The sequence below is a fragment of the Streptomyces sp. NPDC090119 genome (genome assembly GCF_044747085.1).
Lineage (GTDB): Bacteria > Actinomycetota > Actinomycetes > Streptomycetales > Streptomycetaceae > Streptomyces.
Map to the genome: position 1 here is coordinate 399,707 of NZ_JBIVDK010000002.1, position 15,530 is coordinate 415,236.

The 15,530-nt window shown below is 71.5% G+C and carries 17 protein-coding genes; 13 read left to right on the plus strand and 4 right to left on the minus strand.

Translation table 11 applies throughout. The features are described from left to right. Positions 1–83: 83 nt before the first annotated feature. Together ACIPPM_RS09170 and ACIPPM_RS09175 are read left to right on the plus strand one after the other, a co-directional pair. Positions 84–758 carry a response regulator transcription factor gene (locus ACIPPM_RS09170; protein WP_401444959.1) on the plus strand — a complete coding sequence of 225 codons (675 nt, stop codon included), beginning with the start codon at positions 84–86 and terminating at the stop codon, positions 756–758. Continuing rightward, on the plus strand, positions 751–1,857 hold the full coding sequence (locus ACIPPM_RS09175; protein WP_401444961.1) for a sensor histidine kinase: 1,107 nt from the start codon (positions 751–753) through the stop codon (positions 1,855–1,857). Before ACIPPM_RS09170 ends, ACIPPM_RS09175 begins: the two co-directional genes overlap by 8 nt. A gap of 57 nt (positions 1,858–1,914) precedes the next feature. Here the strand turns inward: ACIPPM_RS09175 and ACIPPM_RS09180 are convergent, their stop codons facing one another. Next, a complete protein-coding gene (locus tag ACIPPM_RS09180) occupies positions 1,915–2,166 on the minus strand; it encodes a hypothetical protein (RefSeq protein WP_401444963.1) in 252 nt (83 codons plus the stop codon). Between the two features lie 286 nt (positions 2,167–2,452). Between ACIPPM_RS09180 and ACIPPM_RS09185 the strand changes: the two genes are divergently transcribed. From ACIPPM_RS09185 to ACIPPM_RS09200, 4 genes are all read left to right on the plus strand, one after another. Then, a complete protein-coding gene (locus ACIPPM_RS09185; protein WP_401444965.1) occupies positions 2,453–2,710 on the plus strand; it encodes a hypothetical protein in 258 nt (85 codons plus the stop codon). Between the two features lie 223 nt (positions 2,711–2,933). Continuing rightward, entirely contained in the window at positions 2,934–3,983 is a 1,050-nt protein-coding gene (locus ACIPPM_RS09190; protein WP_401444967.1) for a hypothetical protein, read from the plus strand. A 96-nt stretch (positions 3,984–4,079) separates the two neighbouring features. After that, positions 4,080–5,000 carry a zinc metalloprotease HtpX gene (htpX, locus tag ACIPPM_RS09195; protein WP_164187584.1) on the plus strand — a complete coding sequence of 307 codons (921 nt, stop codon included), beginning with the start codon at positions 4,080–4,082 and terminating at the stop codon, positions 4,998–5,000. A gap of 3 nt (positions 5,001–5,003) precedes the next feature. Then, the gene (locus tag ACIPPM_RS09200) at positions 5,004–5,600 is read left to right on the plus strand and encodes a hypothetical protein (RefSeq protein WP_401444969.1); all 597 of its coding nucleotides are present in this window, start codon (positions 5,004–5,006) and stop codon (positions 5,598–5,600) included. Positions 5,601–5,636: 36 nt separating this feature from the next. Here ACIPPM_RS09200 and ACIPPM_RS09205 read toward each other — a convergent pair whose 3' ends face one another. Then, positions 5,637–5,906: a hypothetical protein gene (locus ACIPPM_RS09205; RefSeq protein ID WP_401444972.1), complete on the minus strand. Its 270-nt coding sequence runs from the start codon at positions 5,904–5,906 to the stop codon at positions 5,637–5,639. Positions 5,907–5,997: 91 nt separating this feature from the next. On the opposite strand from ACIPPM_RS09205, the gene ACIPPM_RS09210 reads away from it, so the two are divergent. Continuing rightward, on the plus strand, positions 5,998–7,647 hold the full coding sequence (locus ACIPPM_RS09210; protein WP_401444974.1) for an alpha/beta fold hydrolase: 1,650 nt from the start codon (positions 5,998–6,000) through the stop codon (positions 7,645–7,647). 46 nt (positions 7,648–7,693) lie between these two features. Here the strand turns inward: ACIPPM_RS09210 and ACIPPM_RS09215 are convergent, their stop codons facing one another. Next, the gene (locus ACIPPM_RS09215) at positions 7,694–7,999 is read right to left on the minus strand and encodes a hypothetical protein (RefSeq protein ID WP_401444976.1); all 306 of its coding nucleotides are present in this window, start codon (positions 7,997–7,999) and stop codon (positions 7,694–7,696) included. 322 nt (positions 8,000–8,321) lie between these two features. Between ACIPPM_RS09215 and ACIPPM_RS09220 the strand changes: the two genes are divergently transcribed. The 5 genes from ACIPPM_RS09220 (at position 8,322) to ACIPPM_RS09240 (ending at position 14,306) form a co-directional block, all read left to right on the plus strand. Beyond that, entirely contained in the window at positions 8,322–9,068 is a 747-nt protein-coding gene (locus ACIPPM_RS09220) for a hypothetical protein (RefSeq protein ID WP_401444978.1), read from the plus strand. Positions 9,069–9,427: 359 nt separating this feature from the next. After that, the gene (glnII, locus tag ACIPPM_RS09225) at positions 9,428–10,459 is read left to right on the plus strand and encodes a glutamine synthetase (RefSeq protein WP_401444980.1); all 1,032 of its coding nucleotides are present in this window, start codon (positions 9,428–9,430) and stop codon (positions 10,457–10,459) included. A gap of 435 nt (positions 10,460–10,894) precedes the next feature. After that, positions 10,895–11,497: a winged helix-turn-helix domain-containing protein gene (locus ACIPPM_RS09230; RefSeq protein ID WP_401444982.1), complete on the plus strand. Its 603-nt coding sequence runs from the start codon at positions 10,895–10,897 to the stop codon at positions 11,495–11,497. 71 nt (positions 11,498–11,568) lie between these two features. After that, complete coding sequence (locus tag ACIPPM_RS09235; RefSeq protein ID WP_401444984.1) at positions 11,569–12,597, plus strand: NAD-dependent epimerase/dehydratase family protein; 1,029 nt, start codon at positions 11,569–11,571, stop codon at positions 12,595–12,597. A gap of 137 nt (positions 12,598–12,734) precedes the next feature. Further along, complete coding sequence (locus ACIPPM_RS09240; RefSeq protein ID WP_401444986.1) at positions 12,735–14,306, plus strand: DUF1996 domain-containing protein; 1,572 nt, start codon at positions 12,735–12,737, stop codon at positions 14,304–14,306. 107 nt (positions 14,307–14,413) lie between these two features. On the opposite strand, the gene ACIPPM_RS09245 is transcribed toward ACIPPM_RS09240, so the two are convergent. Then, entirely contained in the window at positions 14,414–14,830 is a 417-nt protein-coding gene (locus ACIPPM_RS09245; protein ID WP_401444989.1) for a hypothetical protein, read from the minus strand. A gap of 123 nt (positions 14,831–14,953) precedes the next feature. Here ACIPPM_RS09245 and ACIPPM_RS09250 point away from each other — a divergent pair, with 123 nt between their 5' ends. Next, on the plus strand, positions 14,954–15,460 hold the full coding sequence (locus tag ACIPPM_RS09250; RefSeq protein ID WP_401444991.1) for a tetratricopeptide repeat protein: 507 nt from the start codon (positions 14,954–14,956) through the stop codon (positions 15,458–15,460). The last annotated feature ends 70 nt before the right edge of the window (positions 15,461–15,530 follow it).

A 15,530-nucleotide genomic window follows, 5' to 3' on the forward strand; every position in this document is an offset into this window, starting at 1 on the left:
CCAGCCAAGGCGGCACGGTGTTGCGGCGGCGTATGCGGTTTCCGATACGCGGACGATAGGTACGGTCTCGTAGCCTCGACGGCATGCGTGTGCTGATCGTCGAGGACGAGCCCTATCTGGCGGAGGCCGTCCGGGACGGGCTGCGCCTCGAAGCGATCGCGGCGGACATCGCGGGCGACGGCGACACCGCGCTGGAGCTGCTGGGGATCAACGCGTACGACATCGCCGTGCTCGACCGGGACATCCCTGGGCCCTCCGGCGACGAGGTGGCGCGGTGGATCGTCGCCTCGGGCAGCGGGATGCCGATCCTGATGCTCACCGCGGCCGACCGGCTGGATGACAAGGCGTCCGGCTTCGGGCTCGGCGCCGACGACTACCTCACCAAACCCTTCGATCTCCGCGAACTCGTGCTCCGGCTGCGGGCGTTGGACCGCAGGCGGGCCCATCACCGGCCGCCCGTCAGGGAGATCGCGGGGCTGCGGGTCGACCCGTTCCGCAGGGAGGTCCAGCGGGACGGGCGCCATGTCGCGCTGACCAGGAAGCAGTTCGCGGTGCTGGAGGTGCTCGTCGCCGCCGAGGGCGGGGTGGTCGGCGCGGAGGAACTGCTGGAGCGGGCGTGGGACGCGAACGCCGACCCGTTCACCAACGCCGTACGCATCACCGTCTCCGCCCTGCGCAAGCGGCTCGGCGAGCCGTGGCTCATCGCCACCGTGCCGGGGGTCGGGTACCGCATCGACGCCGGGAGCACGCGTGGATAGGGCACCGGGGCCGAGCGTCCGGCTGCGGCTGACCCTCAGCTACGCCGGGTTCCTCATGGTCGCGGGCGCCCTGCTGCTCGCCGCGGTGTGGCTGTTCCTGCTGCGGTACGTGCCCGAGCGGGCGCTCATCGTGCCCTCGGGCACGCCGATCCGGTACGACGTCTTCCCGGTCCGGTCCAACCTGCTGCGGGTCTTCGCGCCGCGCGCGGCCGGGGTACTGGCGTTCCTGCTGGTGTTCGGCCTGGTGGGCGGGTGGTTCCTCGCGGGGCGCGTACTCGCGCCGCTGACCCGCGTCATGGAGGCGACCCGTGCGGCGACGAACGGCTCCCTCTCGCACCGCATCCGGCTGCCGGGACGGCGGGACGAGTTCCGTGAGCTGGCCGACGCCTTCGACACGATGCTGGCCCGGCTGGACGCGCACGTCGCCGAGCAGCGGCGCTTCGCGGCCAACGCCTCGCACGAGCTGCGCACCCCGCTGGCGATCTCCCGGGCCCTGCTGGACGTGGCCCGCACCGACCCGGAGCGCGACACCGCCGAAGTCCTCGACCGTCTCCACGCCGTCAACGCCCGCGCGATCGGCCTCACCGAGGCGCTGCTCCTGGTCAGCCGGGCCGAGCAGGGGTCCTTCGAGCGGGTGGACATCGATCTGTCGCTCTTGGCGGAGGAGGCCACCGAGACGCTGCTCCCGCTCGCCGAGAAGCACGGCATCTCCCTGGAGACCTCGGGCGGGATCACGCCCACGACCGGCTCCGAGGCGCTGCTGCTCCAGCTCACGATGAACCTCGTACACAACGCGATCGTCCATAACGTGCCTGGTCGGGGCCGTGTGTGGGTCAGTACGGCCGCCCTGTCCGACGACACGGTGACGCTCACCGTCGAGAACACGGGTGAGCGCCTCTCCCCCGAGCTGACCGCGACCCTCACCGAGCCGTTCCGGCGGGGCACCGAGCGGGTGCACACCGACCACGCGGGGGCCGGGCTCGGTCTGGCGATCGTCCAGACCGTCGCGCACGCCCACGGCGGCACCCTGACCCTCGCCCCGCGCTCCTCGGGCGGGCTGCGGATCACGGTGGAGCTGCCGGGGAGCAGCGCCGGGTGACGAGGAGGGCCGCCACCCCGGCGGGGGTGGCGGCCCTCTGTCGCAGGAACGTCGTGATCATCCAGGAACGACGATCACCACGACGCTGCCGCTGTTGTAGCCGTAGCCGGGGCCATAGCCGTTGTTGAAGCCGTAGCCGGGTCCGTAGCCGTAGCCACAGTTGCCCCACCAGCCGCAGCCGCGGTTCGTGTTGACGTTGCTGGGAGTGGCCGCGGAGGCCGTGCCGGCGGTGGCGATGGCTCCGCCCGCTGTCAGGAGAAGTCCGGCGGCGGATGCCGCCACGAGACGCTTGGCGCGCTGTGCGTTCATGGACGTACCTTCCTTCCACCCCGCGTGCGGTCCGGGACCGCACGGTTCGGATGGCCGCGTACTCGGAGTGGGAAGTCCGGCGCGGTCGGTGGGCTGGCCGCCTTCGTTCGCCGGGACGACGCTTCTGCGCGTCCCGCTCTGCGGCACTCATCCGATGCTAGGTGAGCACCTCCCGCTCGGCATCCGGAGCCGCACCGGGCCCCGGACCCCTGCAACCTTTTCCGCCGCCCGTGCTTCCTACTCTCGGGGGAGAGTGGTCCCCAGGACGGGAAAGGGTGTGCGCGACATGACCGAAAAAGGCGACTGGGACCGGGAGTTCGATCTCCGCTGGGCCGACACCGCCGAACAGAAGGAGCCGTCCGCGCGGGCCCGCATGCTCGCGGCCCGCTGGAAGGAGAACCCCCCGGACCCGGTCCCGTTCCGCGCCGACCCGACGCCGGTGGGGTCCCGCAGGGGCTCCTGGGTGTCGACGGCCGTGGTCTTCGGGTGCGTGGCCGCGGTGATCGTGCTGCTGGGGTGGGCGCAGATGAGGTCGGGCTATTAACGGCAGGGAACCGGCGGAGTGGCTGGAGCTGGACTGGCGGGCGCGGGCCTGGTGGACGCCTGATTCGCCGGGTGACAGCCGTGGGCTGCTCGCCGCCTTCGCCACGGGCGAGCCCCTCGGTGACGACGAGTTCACGCGCGCCCTCTGCCACCGAGACGGCCGGGTCCGGCACCGGGCGCTGGCCGAGGTCGCCGGGCATCCGGAGCTGTACCCGCTGGTCGTCGTGCGGTGCGCCGACTGGGCCGATCCCGTACGTACCCGTGCCCGCGAGCTGCTCGCCGAGATCCTCGACGCCGGGACGGCCGTGACTCTCGCCCCCATGATCCTGCGCGTCGCCGACCGGGACCGGGGTGACCACGCCCTCGGCCTGCTCGACGGCGTACTCCGCCGGGCGCCCCGCGAGCGGCTGGCCCCGCTGCTGGTGTCCGGCGACCGCACGGTGCGCAGGTACGCGTACCGCATGGCCGTCGAGGAGGGCACCCTCTCCCCCGTCGAGCTGGCCCGTGTGGCCGCCGAGGACGACGACGCGGTGCTCCAGGGCCGGTGCGCCGAGGCCGCGCTGGCCGCAGGTCTCGGCGCGGAGACGCTGGACGTCCTGCTCGGTGGCCGGAATCCGCAGGCCAGGTCGGCCGGGGTCACCGCGCTGCGGCGGCTCGGGCACCCGGAGCGAGCTGTGGACTTCCTGGCCGACCGCTCGGCCCTGGTGCGGGCCTGTGCGCGCTACGTCCTGCGGCAGCACGGCACCGACCCCCAGCCCTGGTACCGGGCGCGCTGCGCGGACCCTGCCGTGGAGCCCGGTGCCGCGATCGGGCTCGCGGAGTGCGGTGACCGCGCGGACGCGCCCCTGCTGTGGGCGCTGCTGGAGCACCCAACGCCGGGCGTGCGGGCGCGGGCGGTGGCCGGGCTGCGGGCGCTGGACGTGACGGACGTACGACGGCTGCGGCCGCTGCTGGACGATCCGGCGCCCGGTGTCGTCGGCGAGGTCACGCTCGCCCTGCTGCCGTCGGCCCGCGAGCTGCCCGAGGAGTGGCTGCTGTCCCGGCTGGACGCCGGGCGGCCCCGCTGGGAGCGGGTGTCGGCATGGCGGCTGCTGGACGCGCACGGTGATGTCGTCCGGCTCCGGACGGCCGTGCCGCTGCTCTCCGACGCGGACGTACGGCTGCGGACGTGGGCCGAGCATGCCGTCCGGCGGGTCGCGCACCGGGAGCCACGCGCGTCGCGGAGCCCGGAGGTCGCGGCGCTGCTCGACCGGGCCGGAGCGGTGGGCCGGTGAAGCGGGGTAAGCCTTTGCCGGTCGCGGCCACTGGCATGGGCTGCCGCGGGTGCACACTGGAAGCAGGGGGAGAGGTCGAGTATGGGGTGATGCGGGATGCAGAGCCGTTTTCGCAGTGACCGTCGGCTGACCGTGCGGATGACGGTCACCATGTTCCTGCTCGGACTGCTGTACGTGGCGTTCGTCGCCGCGCTGATCGTGCTGCTGAAGTCGTGGATTCTGGTCGCCGTGCTGGTGGCCGTGATGTTCGTGGCGCAGTTCTGGTTCTCGGACAAGATCGCCATGTTCGCGATGCGCGGGCATGTGGTGGAGCGGGAGCAGTATCCCGAGCTGCACGCGGTGGTGGACCGGCTGTGCGCCATCGCGGACATGCCCAAGCCGGTGATCGCCGTTTCCGAGCTGGACATGCCGAACGCGTTCGCCACCGGCCGCAACCCCGATCACGCGGTGGTCTGTGTGACCACCGGGCTGCTGCGGCGGCTGGAGCCGGCCGAGCTGGAGGGTGTGCTGGCGCACGAGCTGTCGCATGTGGCGCACAAGGACGTCGCCGTGATCACCATCGCGTCGTTCCTGGGTGTGATCGCGGGGCTGATCGTCCGGTTCATGTTCTACTCGCAGCTCTTCGGCGGTGGCCGACGCGACCAGAACACCGCCGCGATCTTCGCCGCGGTGATCGGTGTCTCGGCGGCCGTGTACGCGATCAGCTTCCTGCTGATCCGGGCGCTGTCCCGCTACCGCGAGCTGGCCGCCGACCGCGCGGCCGCACACCTGACCGGCCGCCCTTCCGCGCTGGCGTCGGCGCTGACCAAGGTGTCCGGGGAGATCGCCCGTATCCCGACCAAGGATCTGCGCACCGCGCAGGCGTTCAACGCGTTCTACTTCACCCCGGCGACCGGCAAGGAGCCGGGCATCGAGCGGATCTTCTCCACGCATCCGCCCCTGGAGCAGCGGCTCGCTCAGCTGGGCCGGATCTCCGCGGAGCTGGGCGAGGCCGCCGCCCCCGAGAAGACGGGCTGATCATTGGGTCTGCTGGACATCCTGCTGGGGCGTACGAAGCCGGTGGCGCCCGATCTCGATCAGCTCTTCGCGCTGCCCTCGGCGGCGATCACGCTCCAGGCGGCGGCCGGGTTCACCCCGACCGGCGCGGGCGCGGTGTGCTTCGCCACGGTGGAGGGCGCCGCGTTCGAGCAGACGCACCGGGAGATACGGGACCTGCTGGACGCCGACGCCGAGCGCGACGGGCCTCCGGTGGAGCTGACCCAGGACGACTACGGCTACTCCTGGCTCAGCTCGCACCGCTCCCCCGAGCAGCTCCCCGAGCTGGTGAACGACCTCCACGCGGTGAACAGCTCCCTGGAGGCCAACGGCTTCGGCCCCCAACTGCTGTGCTCCCTCGCCGCTTTCCGGCGGGCGGACCAGGACGACGACCGTCGGCTGGCCCTCGTGTACCTCTACAAGCGCGGCACCTTCTATCCCCTGTGCACCCGCCCCGGCCTCCAGCGCCGGGACAACGCCCTGGAGCTTCAGGTGGCGTCGGCGCTGGAGGGGGACCTGCGGATCGAGAAGGACACCTCCCGGTGGTTCCCGCTGTGGGACGCGCCGGGGATGACGGGCTGACGGGCTGGTGGGCTGGCGGGCTGGCGGGCTGGCGGGCTAGCGGCTCTTCTCCCGCTGCTGCCGCCGCGCCTCCTGGGGACGCTCCCGACGGTAGCGCCGCTCCCACCTGGCCTGACGGTCACGGCGGTCACGGTAGGCGCGGTACGTCTCCGGGGGCGGCCCGGCGGACGGCGGGGGTGGTGGTGGCGAGCCGCGGCCGCTTCTGAGGTACAGACAGAGCAGCGCGACGGCGGCGAGCCAGTAGAGGTGGTTGCCGATACCGAGAACGGCCAGAGTGAGGGTGGCGGCGACGATGAGAACGCTCATGACGGAACCTCCTGGCGATTCAACGTACCGGCGCGGCTACTGTGAGTGCATCTCCTTTTCCGGGTTCGGTGACTGTGGGTAAATGTCACCCATGCCTCAACACCTGTTTCCGCTGGACGAGTTCACCTACGAATGCGACGGCGAACGGCTGAGCGCGGTACGGGCGGGCACACCGGCCGCCCGGGCCACGGCCGTACTCCTGCACGGCGCGGGCACCGGCAGCAAGGAACGCCTGCTGCCCCTCCTCTCGGCCTTCGCCGACCAGGACTGCCACGCCCTGGCCTTCGACTTCTCCGGCCACGGCCACAGCACGGGCGAGCTGTCCGAACTGAGCCTGCGCCGCCGCTTCGAGCAGGCGGTGGCGGTGATCGACGCCCACGCGGGGGACGGCCCGCTGATCCTGGTCGGCTTCAGCATGAGCGGCCAGACGGTGGCGGACCTGGTCCGGCACTACGGGTGCCGGGTGACCTCCGTGGGCCTGGGCGCACCGGGGGTGTTCGCGGCAGCGGCATGGGCCGAGCCGTTCGACGACGGCACGGGAACCTTCACCAAGATCCTCCGCACGCAGGACAGTTGGCGGGACTCCCCCGCCCTGTCGGCCTTCCGCACCTTCGAGGGCCGCGCGGTCCTCGTGGTACCGGGCACGGACACGGTCATCCCGGCGGAGGTGACGGAGGCGATCGAGGAGGCACTGTGCACGCGGGCGCAGTACACCCGCTTCGAACTTCCGGACGCTGAGCACAAGTTGGGGCTTTGGTTCCGCGACCATCCGGAGGACGGGCGGAGGTTGGCGGCCGAGCTGCTGAAGGGGCTGGACGACGGGGGCTGGTCGGCGACCAGGCGCTGGCTGGCCGAGGTGCTGCCCGGGAAGCGCACCGTGCGCATCTCCCGTCGGCTGACCGGTGGTTGGTCGTCGCAGATGCGGGAGCTGCCCTTGGACGACGGCACCGGCCTGGTCCTGCGGACCTTCGTGAAGCCCTTCTTCCGACGCCATGCCGCTCGGATGCTGGCGCGGGAGGCGACGGTGCTGACACTCCTGGCCGAGCGGCAGGACGTCCCGGCACCGAGGCTGGTCGCGGTGGACGCGGAGGCAGCCGATTGCGACCACCCGTCCCTGCTGATGACACGGCTGCCGGGCAGCGTGCGCGTGGACGGGCTGGAGCCGGCTCCACGACTCGACCTGCTCGCCGCGCAACTGGTGCGCATCCACGAGGTCGTCCCGCGAGCGGAGGACCGGCCGCGCACCTACGAGGCGTGGACCTCGGCCGAGCGTGCGCGCACCCCGGAGGGGCCGCTGTGGGAGCGGGCGGTGGAGCTGATCCGGCGCGACCCGCCACCGTACGAGGGCCGGTTCCTGCACCGCGACTACCACCCCGGCAATGTGCTGTACACCGGCGGGGGCGACGTACTGCGGATCAGCGGTGTCGTGGACTGGGTGGAGACCTCCTGGGGCCCCGCCGACCTCGACGTCGCCCATTGCTCGACGGCCGTGGCCCTGCTGCACGGCCCCGAGGAGGGACTGACCTTCCGGGACCGGTACGAACGCGAGGGCGGCCATGGGCTCATGCCGGACCCGGATCACCTGTACTGGTGCCTGCTGGACGCCCTGGCATACGCCCCTGATGCCGCCAAACTGGCGCTTCCTTGGCGCGAGTTGGGCCGAACGGACCTGACCCCCGAGGTGCTGGGCGGGCGGCTGGAGACGTACGTGCGGGGCCTGCTGGACCGGTACGGGAACTGACCGGCCCCGGCACCGGGCGCCCCGCGGAGGCGCCCGGTGGGGGGGCTCAGTGCAGCAGGGATCGGACCATGCGGCAGGTGGTGTCGGAGGGCGGGTGGACGCCGAGCTTGTCGGCCGTGGCGCGGATCGCCTCGTCGCGGGCCTGGGAGGGGCGGTAGACGCCCGAGTCGAGCAGGGCTATGGCGAGGCGCATGGCCTTCAGGCGCCGGTTGTGCGAGACGTACCACTCACGCGGCCGGCCCGCGGGCAGCGGGCGCTTCGCGGTGGGGGTGTACGGCGAGTCGAGCGGCACGGGGCGCCTGGCGGTGGACTGGGTCGGCGACGGCTTGTTCCTCAGAGCGGCAGCGGGCACGGACAACCTCCTGTGGCGAGCGGAGCGGCCGCCCGGAAACCCCGGCGAACACTCTCGAACACTGCCCCCAGTCTACCGTCGGGCACTGACAACGGGGAGGGCGCACAGAGGCATTGAATGCCCTGGTGACAGCGGATATTGACGTGTTGCCACACGGGTGACGCGAGGGGCGTCAAGAATCGAACAACGCCGGCCCTCCATGCGTGCGAATCAACCGCCGTATGACGTAGGTCACTTGCTCGACGCGTGTCACCGTTGAGACACGGTGGCGGGGCCTCCCGTACATAGCGGCGTACGCTCCCCTACCCCCCTGGAGGCGCCGATGTCGCGCAGCAGAAGTCTCGGCACCAAGAAGAAGATCGCGCTGTTCGTCAGCGCCGCCGCGGTGGCGGGCGGTGGGGCCTTCGCGCTGGCGGCCACGTCGAACGCCGCCCAGACCCCGCAGGACGCCAAGACCCTGTCGTCCGCCGCGGACTCGACCGCCTGCCAGGGGTTCGCCACGGCCCTCGGCAACAACCAGAAGTTCATCGCGGACCAGAAGGCGAACCCGGACGCGCAGTCGTCGGCCCGGATCGCCAACCGTGAGGCGGTCATCGCCCAGATCAAGGTCCAGCAGCAGGCCGCTGGTTGCACCGTTGGGGAGTCGGCTCAGGACTCCCAGGCGGGCAACCAGCAGGGCGCGGGCCAGCAGGGTGCCGGGCAGCAGGCCGGTGGCGGTCAGCAGGCAGGTGCCGGGCAGCAGGCGGGCGGGCAGCAGAGTGCCCCGCCCGCGCAGAGCGCCCCGCCCGCGCAGGGCAACGGTGGTGGCGCCGCCGCCTCCGGCCAGCAGGTCTGCAACGGCTCCACCGTCACGCTCTCCGGCGAGGGCGGCGCCCCGGCCGCGTCCAGCAACCAGTTCCCGATCGGGACCACACTGAAGGTCACCAACCTGGACAACAACAAGTCCACGACCGTCAAGGTCGCCTCGGTGTCCGGCAGTTGCGCCCTGCTCAACAACGCGGCCTTCGAGCAGGTCCGGGAGCCGGGCAAGTTCCTGATCCGCCGCGCCGTGATCGAGAAGGTGGGGTGAGACGCCACGAGGTGAACGGAAACCGGTGAGACGACGGCCCGGACCGACTCCACGTCGGCTCCGGGCCGCTCCCCGGTCTCCCACACCCCGCACCCCGCACCGACGGGCGGGGTCCAGGACTCGCCGCCTTGCGCACCCACCCGCGCAGGAGGAACAGGCGGCGCCTCCGGACCCCGCCTCCGTCATGTCCGGCCGCGGTGAGTCGCACCACAGAACCCCCAGGTAACACGGGGTTCACATGCGGGCAATGATCGGGAAATCGCCTGTTGGCACGCTGCCGGACATATCGACGCGGCGTCCGTGCCGCGGCGTGGCGGCACCGCGTGTGCGACCCGAACCACCCCGAAGGATGTGTCCCCGTGACCTTCAAGGCCGAGTACATCTGGATCGACGGCACCCAGCCGACGGCCAAGCTCCGTTCCAAGACGAAGATCATCACGGGTACCCCGGCCGGTCTCGACGCGCTGCCGATCTGGGGCTTCGACGGCTCCTCCACCAACCAGGCCGAGGGCCACGCCTCCGACCGCGTGCTCCGGCCGGTCTTCACCTGCCCGGACCCGATCCGCGGCGGCGACGACATCCTGGTGCTGTGCGAGGTCCTCGACATCGACATGACGCCGCACGTGTCCAACACCCGTGCCGCGCTCGCCGAGGCCGAGGAGCGCTTCGGCGCCCAGGAGCCGATCTTCGGCATCGAGCAGGAGTACACCTTCTTCGACGGCACCCGTCCGCTCGGCTTCCCGGAGAACGGATTCCCGGCCCCCCAGGGCGGCTACTACTGCGGTGTCGGCGCCGACGAGATCTTCGGCCGTGACGTCGTCGAGGCCCACCTGGACAACTGCCTGAAGGCCGGTCTCGGCATCTCCGGCATCAACGCCGAGGTCATGCCCGGCCAGTGGGAGTTCCAGGTCGGCCCGCTCGCCCCGCTGGAGGTCTCCGACCAGCTGTGGGTGGCCCGCTGGCTGCTGTACCGCACCGCCGAGGACTTCGGCATCTCCGCCACCCTGGACCCCAAGCCGGTCAAGGGCGACTGGAACGGCGCGGGCGCGCACACCAACTTCTCCACCAAGGCCATGCGCGAGGGTTACGACGCGATCATCACCGCGTGCGAGTCGCTCGGTGAGGGCTCCAAGCCGCTGGACCACGTCAAGAACTACGGCGCGGGCATCGACGACCGCCTCACCGGCCTGCACGAGACCGCCCCGTGGAACGAGTACAGCTACGGCGTCTCCGACCGCGGCGCCTCGGTCCGCATCCCGTGGCAGGTCGAGAAGGACGGCAAGGGCTACATCGAGGACCGCCGTCCCAACGCCAACGTCGACCCCTACGTGGTGACCTGCCTGATGGTCGACACCTGCTGCTCCGCGCTGGAGAAGGCCGGCCAGGTCTGATCCCACATACCGAGAAGGGGCGCCCGCCGAGCCGGTGGGCGCCCCTTCGGCGTACCCCCGGCCAGCAGCGGGTTTCGGCCAAGAAGGCGTCAAGGAGGCGTCCAAGGGGTGAGAGAACGCTCCTGCGCGGCGCCCGCGTCTGCTTCAATGGGCGCATGGTCGGCTTCCAGAACTGCGTAGCTACGGGTCGTGATGACCTGGAGCCGTTCTGGCCTTCCCGTCAGCATGACGACTTCGACCGAGTGTGTTGCCGCGCGGCGAACGCGCGGGCCCTCTGAGCACCGTAGATCCCTGAGCACCGGACACCACCGGTCTCACGGACTCCCCGGCCTCCGGCCAGCGCGGAACGACGAACGTCCCCGGCGCGCGCCCGACCACGAGTCACGGCCGCCGCCTCGCCCGACGACACTCCTCGCGCGAAAGAGCTGACCTCTCATGGCGACCCAGCGTCCTCAGTCCACCGCCACCACCCTCACCGACCGCCCCGCCGCCCCGGCCGCGGGCCCCCGGCACCGGCTGCGCGCCGTCGACCGGGACGAGGAGTGGCAGCTGCCCTCCCCCGCCGTCGCGCAGACCGTGGCGGACTTCCTGCCGCCCGGCGCCACCTGGCTGCCCGCCCCGCCGCACACCCTGCCCGAGCTTCCCGGCCGTCCCCCGATGGTCGGCTATCTGGTCCTGGTCCCCGCCGACCAGCGGCCCCCCTTCGCCCCGGTGGCCGTCCCCGCCCCGGCCGAGCCCTCTCCGGAACCGGCGGTGCGGATCGACGCCGTACGCCGGATCGCCCACGTGGAAGGCCGTGAACTCGACCTGACCTACCTGGAGTTCGAACTGCTCGCCCATCTCGTGGCGCACCCGCACCGGGTGCACACCCGCGACCAGCTGGTCACCACGGTGTGGGGGTACGGCCACGTCGGCGACGGCCGTACGGTCGACGTCCACATCGCCCGGCTGCGCCGCAAGCTGGGCGCCCAGCACCGGCACACCATCCAGACGGTGCGCCGGGTCGGCTACAAGTACACGCCGCCGACGGCGGGTTGAGCGGATCGGCACGGATCAGCTCTGAGCGGACGCGCGTGCCGCCCGTGTCCGCTCGGGGCAAGATCCCCGGCATGAAACTACTTGTGCTGGGCGGAACCGAGTTCGTTGGCCGGGCCGTGGTGGAGGCCGCGCTGGAGCGGGGCTGGGAGGTGACCGCGTTCAACCGGGGTAACCGCCAACCCCCGCCGAATGTGCGGTCGTTGCACGGAGACCGCACCTCACCCGAGGGCCTGGCCGCGCTCGCCGCCGCCGACGGCCACTGGGACGCCGTCCTGGACACCTGGACGGGCGCGCCGAAGACGGTGCTGAAGACGGCCCGCCTGCTGAAGGACCGCGTCGAGCGGTACGCGTACATATCGACCCGCTCCGTCTACACCTGGCCGTGGCCCACCCTGGGCGGCCTCGCCGAGGACGGCCCCCTGGTGGAGGGCGCCGCCGACGCGGACGCCACCGACTACGCGGCCGACAAGCGGGGCGGCGAGCTGGCCGTCCTGGACACCTTCGGCGCCGACCGCGCCCTGCTGGTCCGGGCCGGACTGATCCTCGGCCCCTACGAGAACGTGGGCCGCCTCCCCTACTGGCTGAACCGGATCGCGCGCGGCGGCGAGGTGCTGGCCCCGGGGCCGCGCGAGATGCCGATCCAGTACGTCGACGCCCGCGACCTGGCCGACTGGCTGCTGGGCGCGCTGGACAAGGGGCTGAGCGGGCCTTACGACCTGGCGAGCGCGCCGGGTCACACCACCATGGGCGAGCTGCTGGAGCGGTGCCGGGAGGTCACCGGTTCGGCTGCCGAGCTGCGCTGGACCGACCCGGAGACGATCGCCGGGGCCGGGATCGAGCCGTGGACCGAGCTGCCGGTCTGGGCGCCGCCGGACGGCGAGCTGTCCTGTGTGCACCGCGGCGACGTGTCGCGGGCGCTGGCCACCGGGCTGAACTGCCGGCCGGTGGACGAGACGGTGGCCGACACCTGGCGCTGGCTGACCTCGATCGGCGGGCAGCTGCCCGAGCGGCCGGGCCGCAAGGCGCCGGGCGTGCCCGCGGACAAGGAAGCGGCGGCGCTCAAGGCGAATCCCAACTCCCCCAGTTCAGACGGCATTTAACCCTCCGAGCGCGGGTAGACCTGGGAAATATTTGTGAGACCGGTGAACACCTCTGGGGCGGCGCTCGTATGGAAGGGCGCCGCTTCACTCCTGTCGGGCGCCTCGAAGCTGCCCCGCAAGGAAGTCAGAGGAGTTCCATGGGACGCAACACACGTAAACGCCGCTCGCCGCTGGCCATCAAGGTCACCGCCGCATCGGCGGCCCTAGCGCTCGGCGGGGGCGGGCTGATCTGGGCGAACTTCTACGCCTCGGCTCACGAGTCGAACAACGACGCGTGGGGAGGCAACCGCACCAAGGCCGCGGCCGCGCAGGTCGCCACGATCTCCTGCCCGGACGTCGGCCAGAAGCTGACCAACGTGCCGGACAAGGCCCGTACCGATGTGGCCGGTGAGCTGTCCAACCTGGACCGCCAGATCACCGAGGCGTACCAGCGCCTGGCGACCACGCGGGACGCGCAGACCCGGGACGCCAACTTCGTCCAGAACAGCATCCTCCAGCCGCTCAAGGACCGCCGCCAGAACATCCTGGACCGGATCAAGCTGGAGATCACCCGCGTGGGCGGCACCGCCCCGGGCGACCTGGACACGCTGGCCAACTGCACCGGCACCGCCGCCGACCAGACCAACGCCGGTGGCCAGAACGGCGGCGGTCAGCAGCAGGGCGGTGGCCAGCAGCAGGGCGGCCAGAACAACGGCGGCCAGCAGGGTGGCGGTCAGCAGCAGGGCGGCCAGAACAACGGCGGCCAGCAGCAGGGCGGTGGCCAGCAGGGTGGCGCCATCGGCGGCCAGGCCGGCAACGGTCCCGTCGCGGCCGACTTCGTGGACATCACCAAGGCCCAGGCCAATGTGAAGGCCAAGCCGCGCAAGTCCGGCAACGCCTCGCGGGGCACCTTCACCACGCGCTGCGGGGTGAACACCAACAAGAACCACAACACCGACAACGTGATCGTGGCTCCCGGTGTGAAGAACGGTGCGCACCACCTGCACGACTACGTCGGCAACCAGAAGATCGACGCCTTCGCCAGCAACGACACGTTCCTGCAGGGCGGTTCGAGCTGCCAGAACAAGAGCGACCTGTCGTCGTACTACTGGCCGGTCGTCCGTGTCCAGGACGGTTCGCAGGACTTCGACCAGAACAACGACGGCGGCGGCAAGGAGGGCAACGTCGGCAAGATCCTGACGCCGGTCCAGGCGCAGATCAAGTACGTCGGCAGCCCCACCGGCAAGGTCGTGGCCATGCCGCAGTTCCTGCGGATCATCACCGGTGACGCCAAGACCACCACCAACGGTCTGGCCAACGCCAACGCGCACTGGAGCTGCACCGGGTTCGAGAACAAGGTCCAGCTGACCGAGCAGTACCCGATCTGCCCGCAGGGCAGCAAGGTCGTCCGGTCCTTCGCCTTCCAGAGCTGCTGGGACGGCCAGAACGCCGACAGCGCCAACCACCGCACCCACGTGGCGTTCGCCGATGCCAACGGGAACTGCCAGAACGGCTTCAAGGCCATTCCGCAGCTGACCATGCGGCTGGTGTACGACATCGCCCCGCCGACCATCGAGAACGGCCAGGTGAAGAACGCCTACGCCGTGGACGGTTTCCCGGAGCAGCTGCACAAGCCCTCCACCGACCACGACGACTTCATCGCCATCACGAAGAACGGTCTCGCCAACAAGATCGCCAACTGCGTGAACCGCGGCCAGAACTGCTCGTGATCGCAGGCTCGTGATCCTCTGAAGACCCCCCTCCTCGGGGGATCACGACAGAAGGCCGGTACCGGGAAGCTTCCCGGTACCGGCCTTCGCCGTGTACGCCGTCGGCGTCAGCCGGTGTGCTGGGCGCCGTGGCCGCTGTGGTCCGTGCCCACCTCGACATCGCCGCCGAGCGTGCCGCGCAGCGCGTTGACCACGCCGTCGTCGCCCACCGCGACCCACTTGCGGCCCACGAGGTAGTGACCGCCGTAGTCCTTCGCGTCGTTGATCCACTCGCGCTGGCCCCGGTCGGTGGCGAAGGTGGCCAGGACGAACCTGCCGTCGGCGTTCTTGCACAGCGCCTGGCGGATCTCGTCGGCGTCGGTCTGCATGTCGGGGCGGCACTTCACCTCGGCGGCCAGGCTCTCCAGGCTGCCGGTCGCGGTGACCGGCACCTTCTCGGTGCCCTTCCCGTCGTCCTGGCCCGCGCCGCAGCCCGCCAGCGTCAGCACCACGGCGCCCACGAGCACCGCGCTGGTCATCCTCATCCGTTCCTCCGGTCCTGGGGAGCCCAGCATCCCGCACTGCGGCCCTCGCATCGGATACGGCTGCGAGGCCGGGCCTGCTCAAATCCCTTGATCCGCGGCCCGGATGCCTGCTTGGGTGGCCCGATGGACCGAGACTGGGAAGAGCGCGTGGCAGCCGCCTGGGCCGCCTTCGACACATGGCCCGAGGACGACGCGGCCGGATTCCGCGCCACGATCGACAAGCTGGCCGCCGAGTTGCCCGAGGACAGCCCGCTCGGCCTGTTCGAGCGGGCCTGCGCCCTGGACTCCACCGGCCACTCGGCCGAAGCGGCCGTGCTGTACCGCGCGGCGCTGGCGGGCGGCCTGGCGGAGGCCAGCCCGTACAAGGCCCGCCGGACGAAGATCCAGCTGGCCAGCTCGCTGCGGAACACCGGGCACGCGGCGGAGGGCGTCGAACTGCTCACCCCCGAACTCGACGCCCCCTCCAACGAGTTGGACGACGCGGTACGGGCCTGCCTGGCGCTGTGCCTGTCCAGCGTGGGCCGGGACCGTGAGGGTCTCGCCCTGGTGCTCGGCGCGCTCGCGCCCCATCTCCCGCGCTACCAGCGGTCGATGGCCAACTACGCCCGTGCGCTGACCGATCCGGCGTGATCCCGTGGGTCACCGCCGCGGCTCACCCGTGCGGCGGTGACCTAAGTCCGGCTCGCTCGTTCTCCCCGAT

Coding starts and splice junctions, on each gene's coding strand:
- ACIPPM_RS09170 (WP_401444959.1), top strand. CDS start 84: ATGCGTGTGCTGATCGTCGAGGACGAGCCCTATCTGGCGGAGGCCGTC.
- ACIPPM_RS09180 (WP_401444963.1), bottom strand. CDS start 2,166: ATGAACGCACAGCGCGCCAAGCGTCTCGTGGCGGCATCCGCCGCCGGA.
- ACIPPM_RS09185 (WP_401444965.1), top strand. CDS start 2,453: ATGACCGAAAAAGGCGACTGGGACCGGGAGTTCGATCTCCGCTGGGCC.
- htpX (WP_164187584.1), top strand. CDS start 4,080: ATGCAGAGCCGTTTTCGCAGTGACCGTCGGCTGACCGTGCGGATGACG.
- ACIPPM_RS09205 (WP_401444972.1), bottom strand. CDS start 5,906: ATGAGCGTTCTCATCGTCGCCGCCACCCTCACTCTGGCCGTTCTCGGT.
- ACIPPM_RS09210 (WP_401444974.1), top strand. CDS start 5,998: ATGCCTCAACACCTGTTTCCGCTGGACGAGTTCACCTACGAATGCGAC.
- ACIPPM_RS09220 (WP_401444978.1), top strand. CDS start 8,322: ATGTCGCGCAGCAGAAGTCTCGGCACCAAGAAGAAGATCGCGCTGTTC.
- ACIPPM_RS09230 (WP_401444982.1), top strand. CDS start 10,895: ATGGCGACCCAGCGTCCTCAGTCCACCGCCACCACCCTCACCGACCGC.
- ACIPPM_RS09235 (WP_401444984.1), top strand. CDS start 11,569: ATGAAACTACTTGTGCTGGGCGGAACCGAGTTCGTTGGCCGGGCCGTG.
- ACIPPM_RS09240 (WP_401444986.1), top strand. CDS start 12,735: ATGGGACGCAACACACGTAAACGCCGCTCGCCGCTGGCCATCAAGGTC.
- ACIPPM_RS09245 (WP_401444989.1), bottom strand. CDS start 14,830: ATGAGGATGACCAGCGCGGTGCTCGTGGGCGCCGTGGTGCTGACGCTG.
- ACIPPM_RS09250 (WP_401444991.1), top strand. CDS start 14,954: ATGGACCGAGACTGGGAAGAGCGCGTGGCAGCCGCCTGGGCCGCCTTC.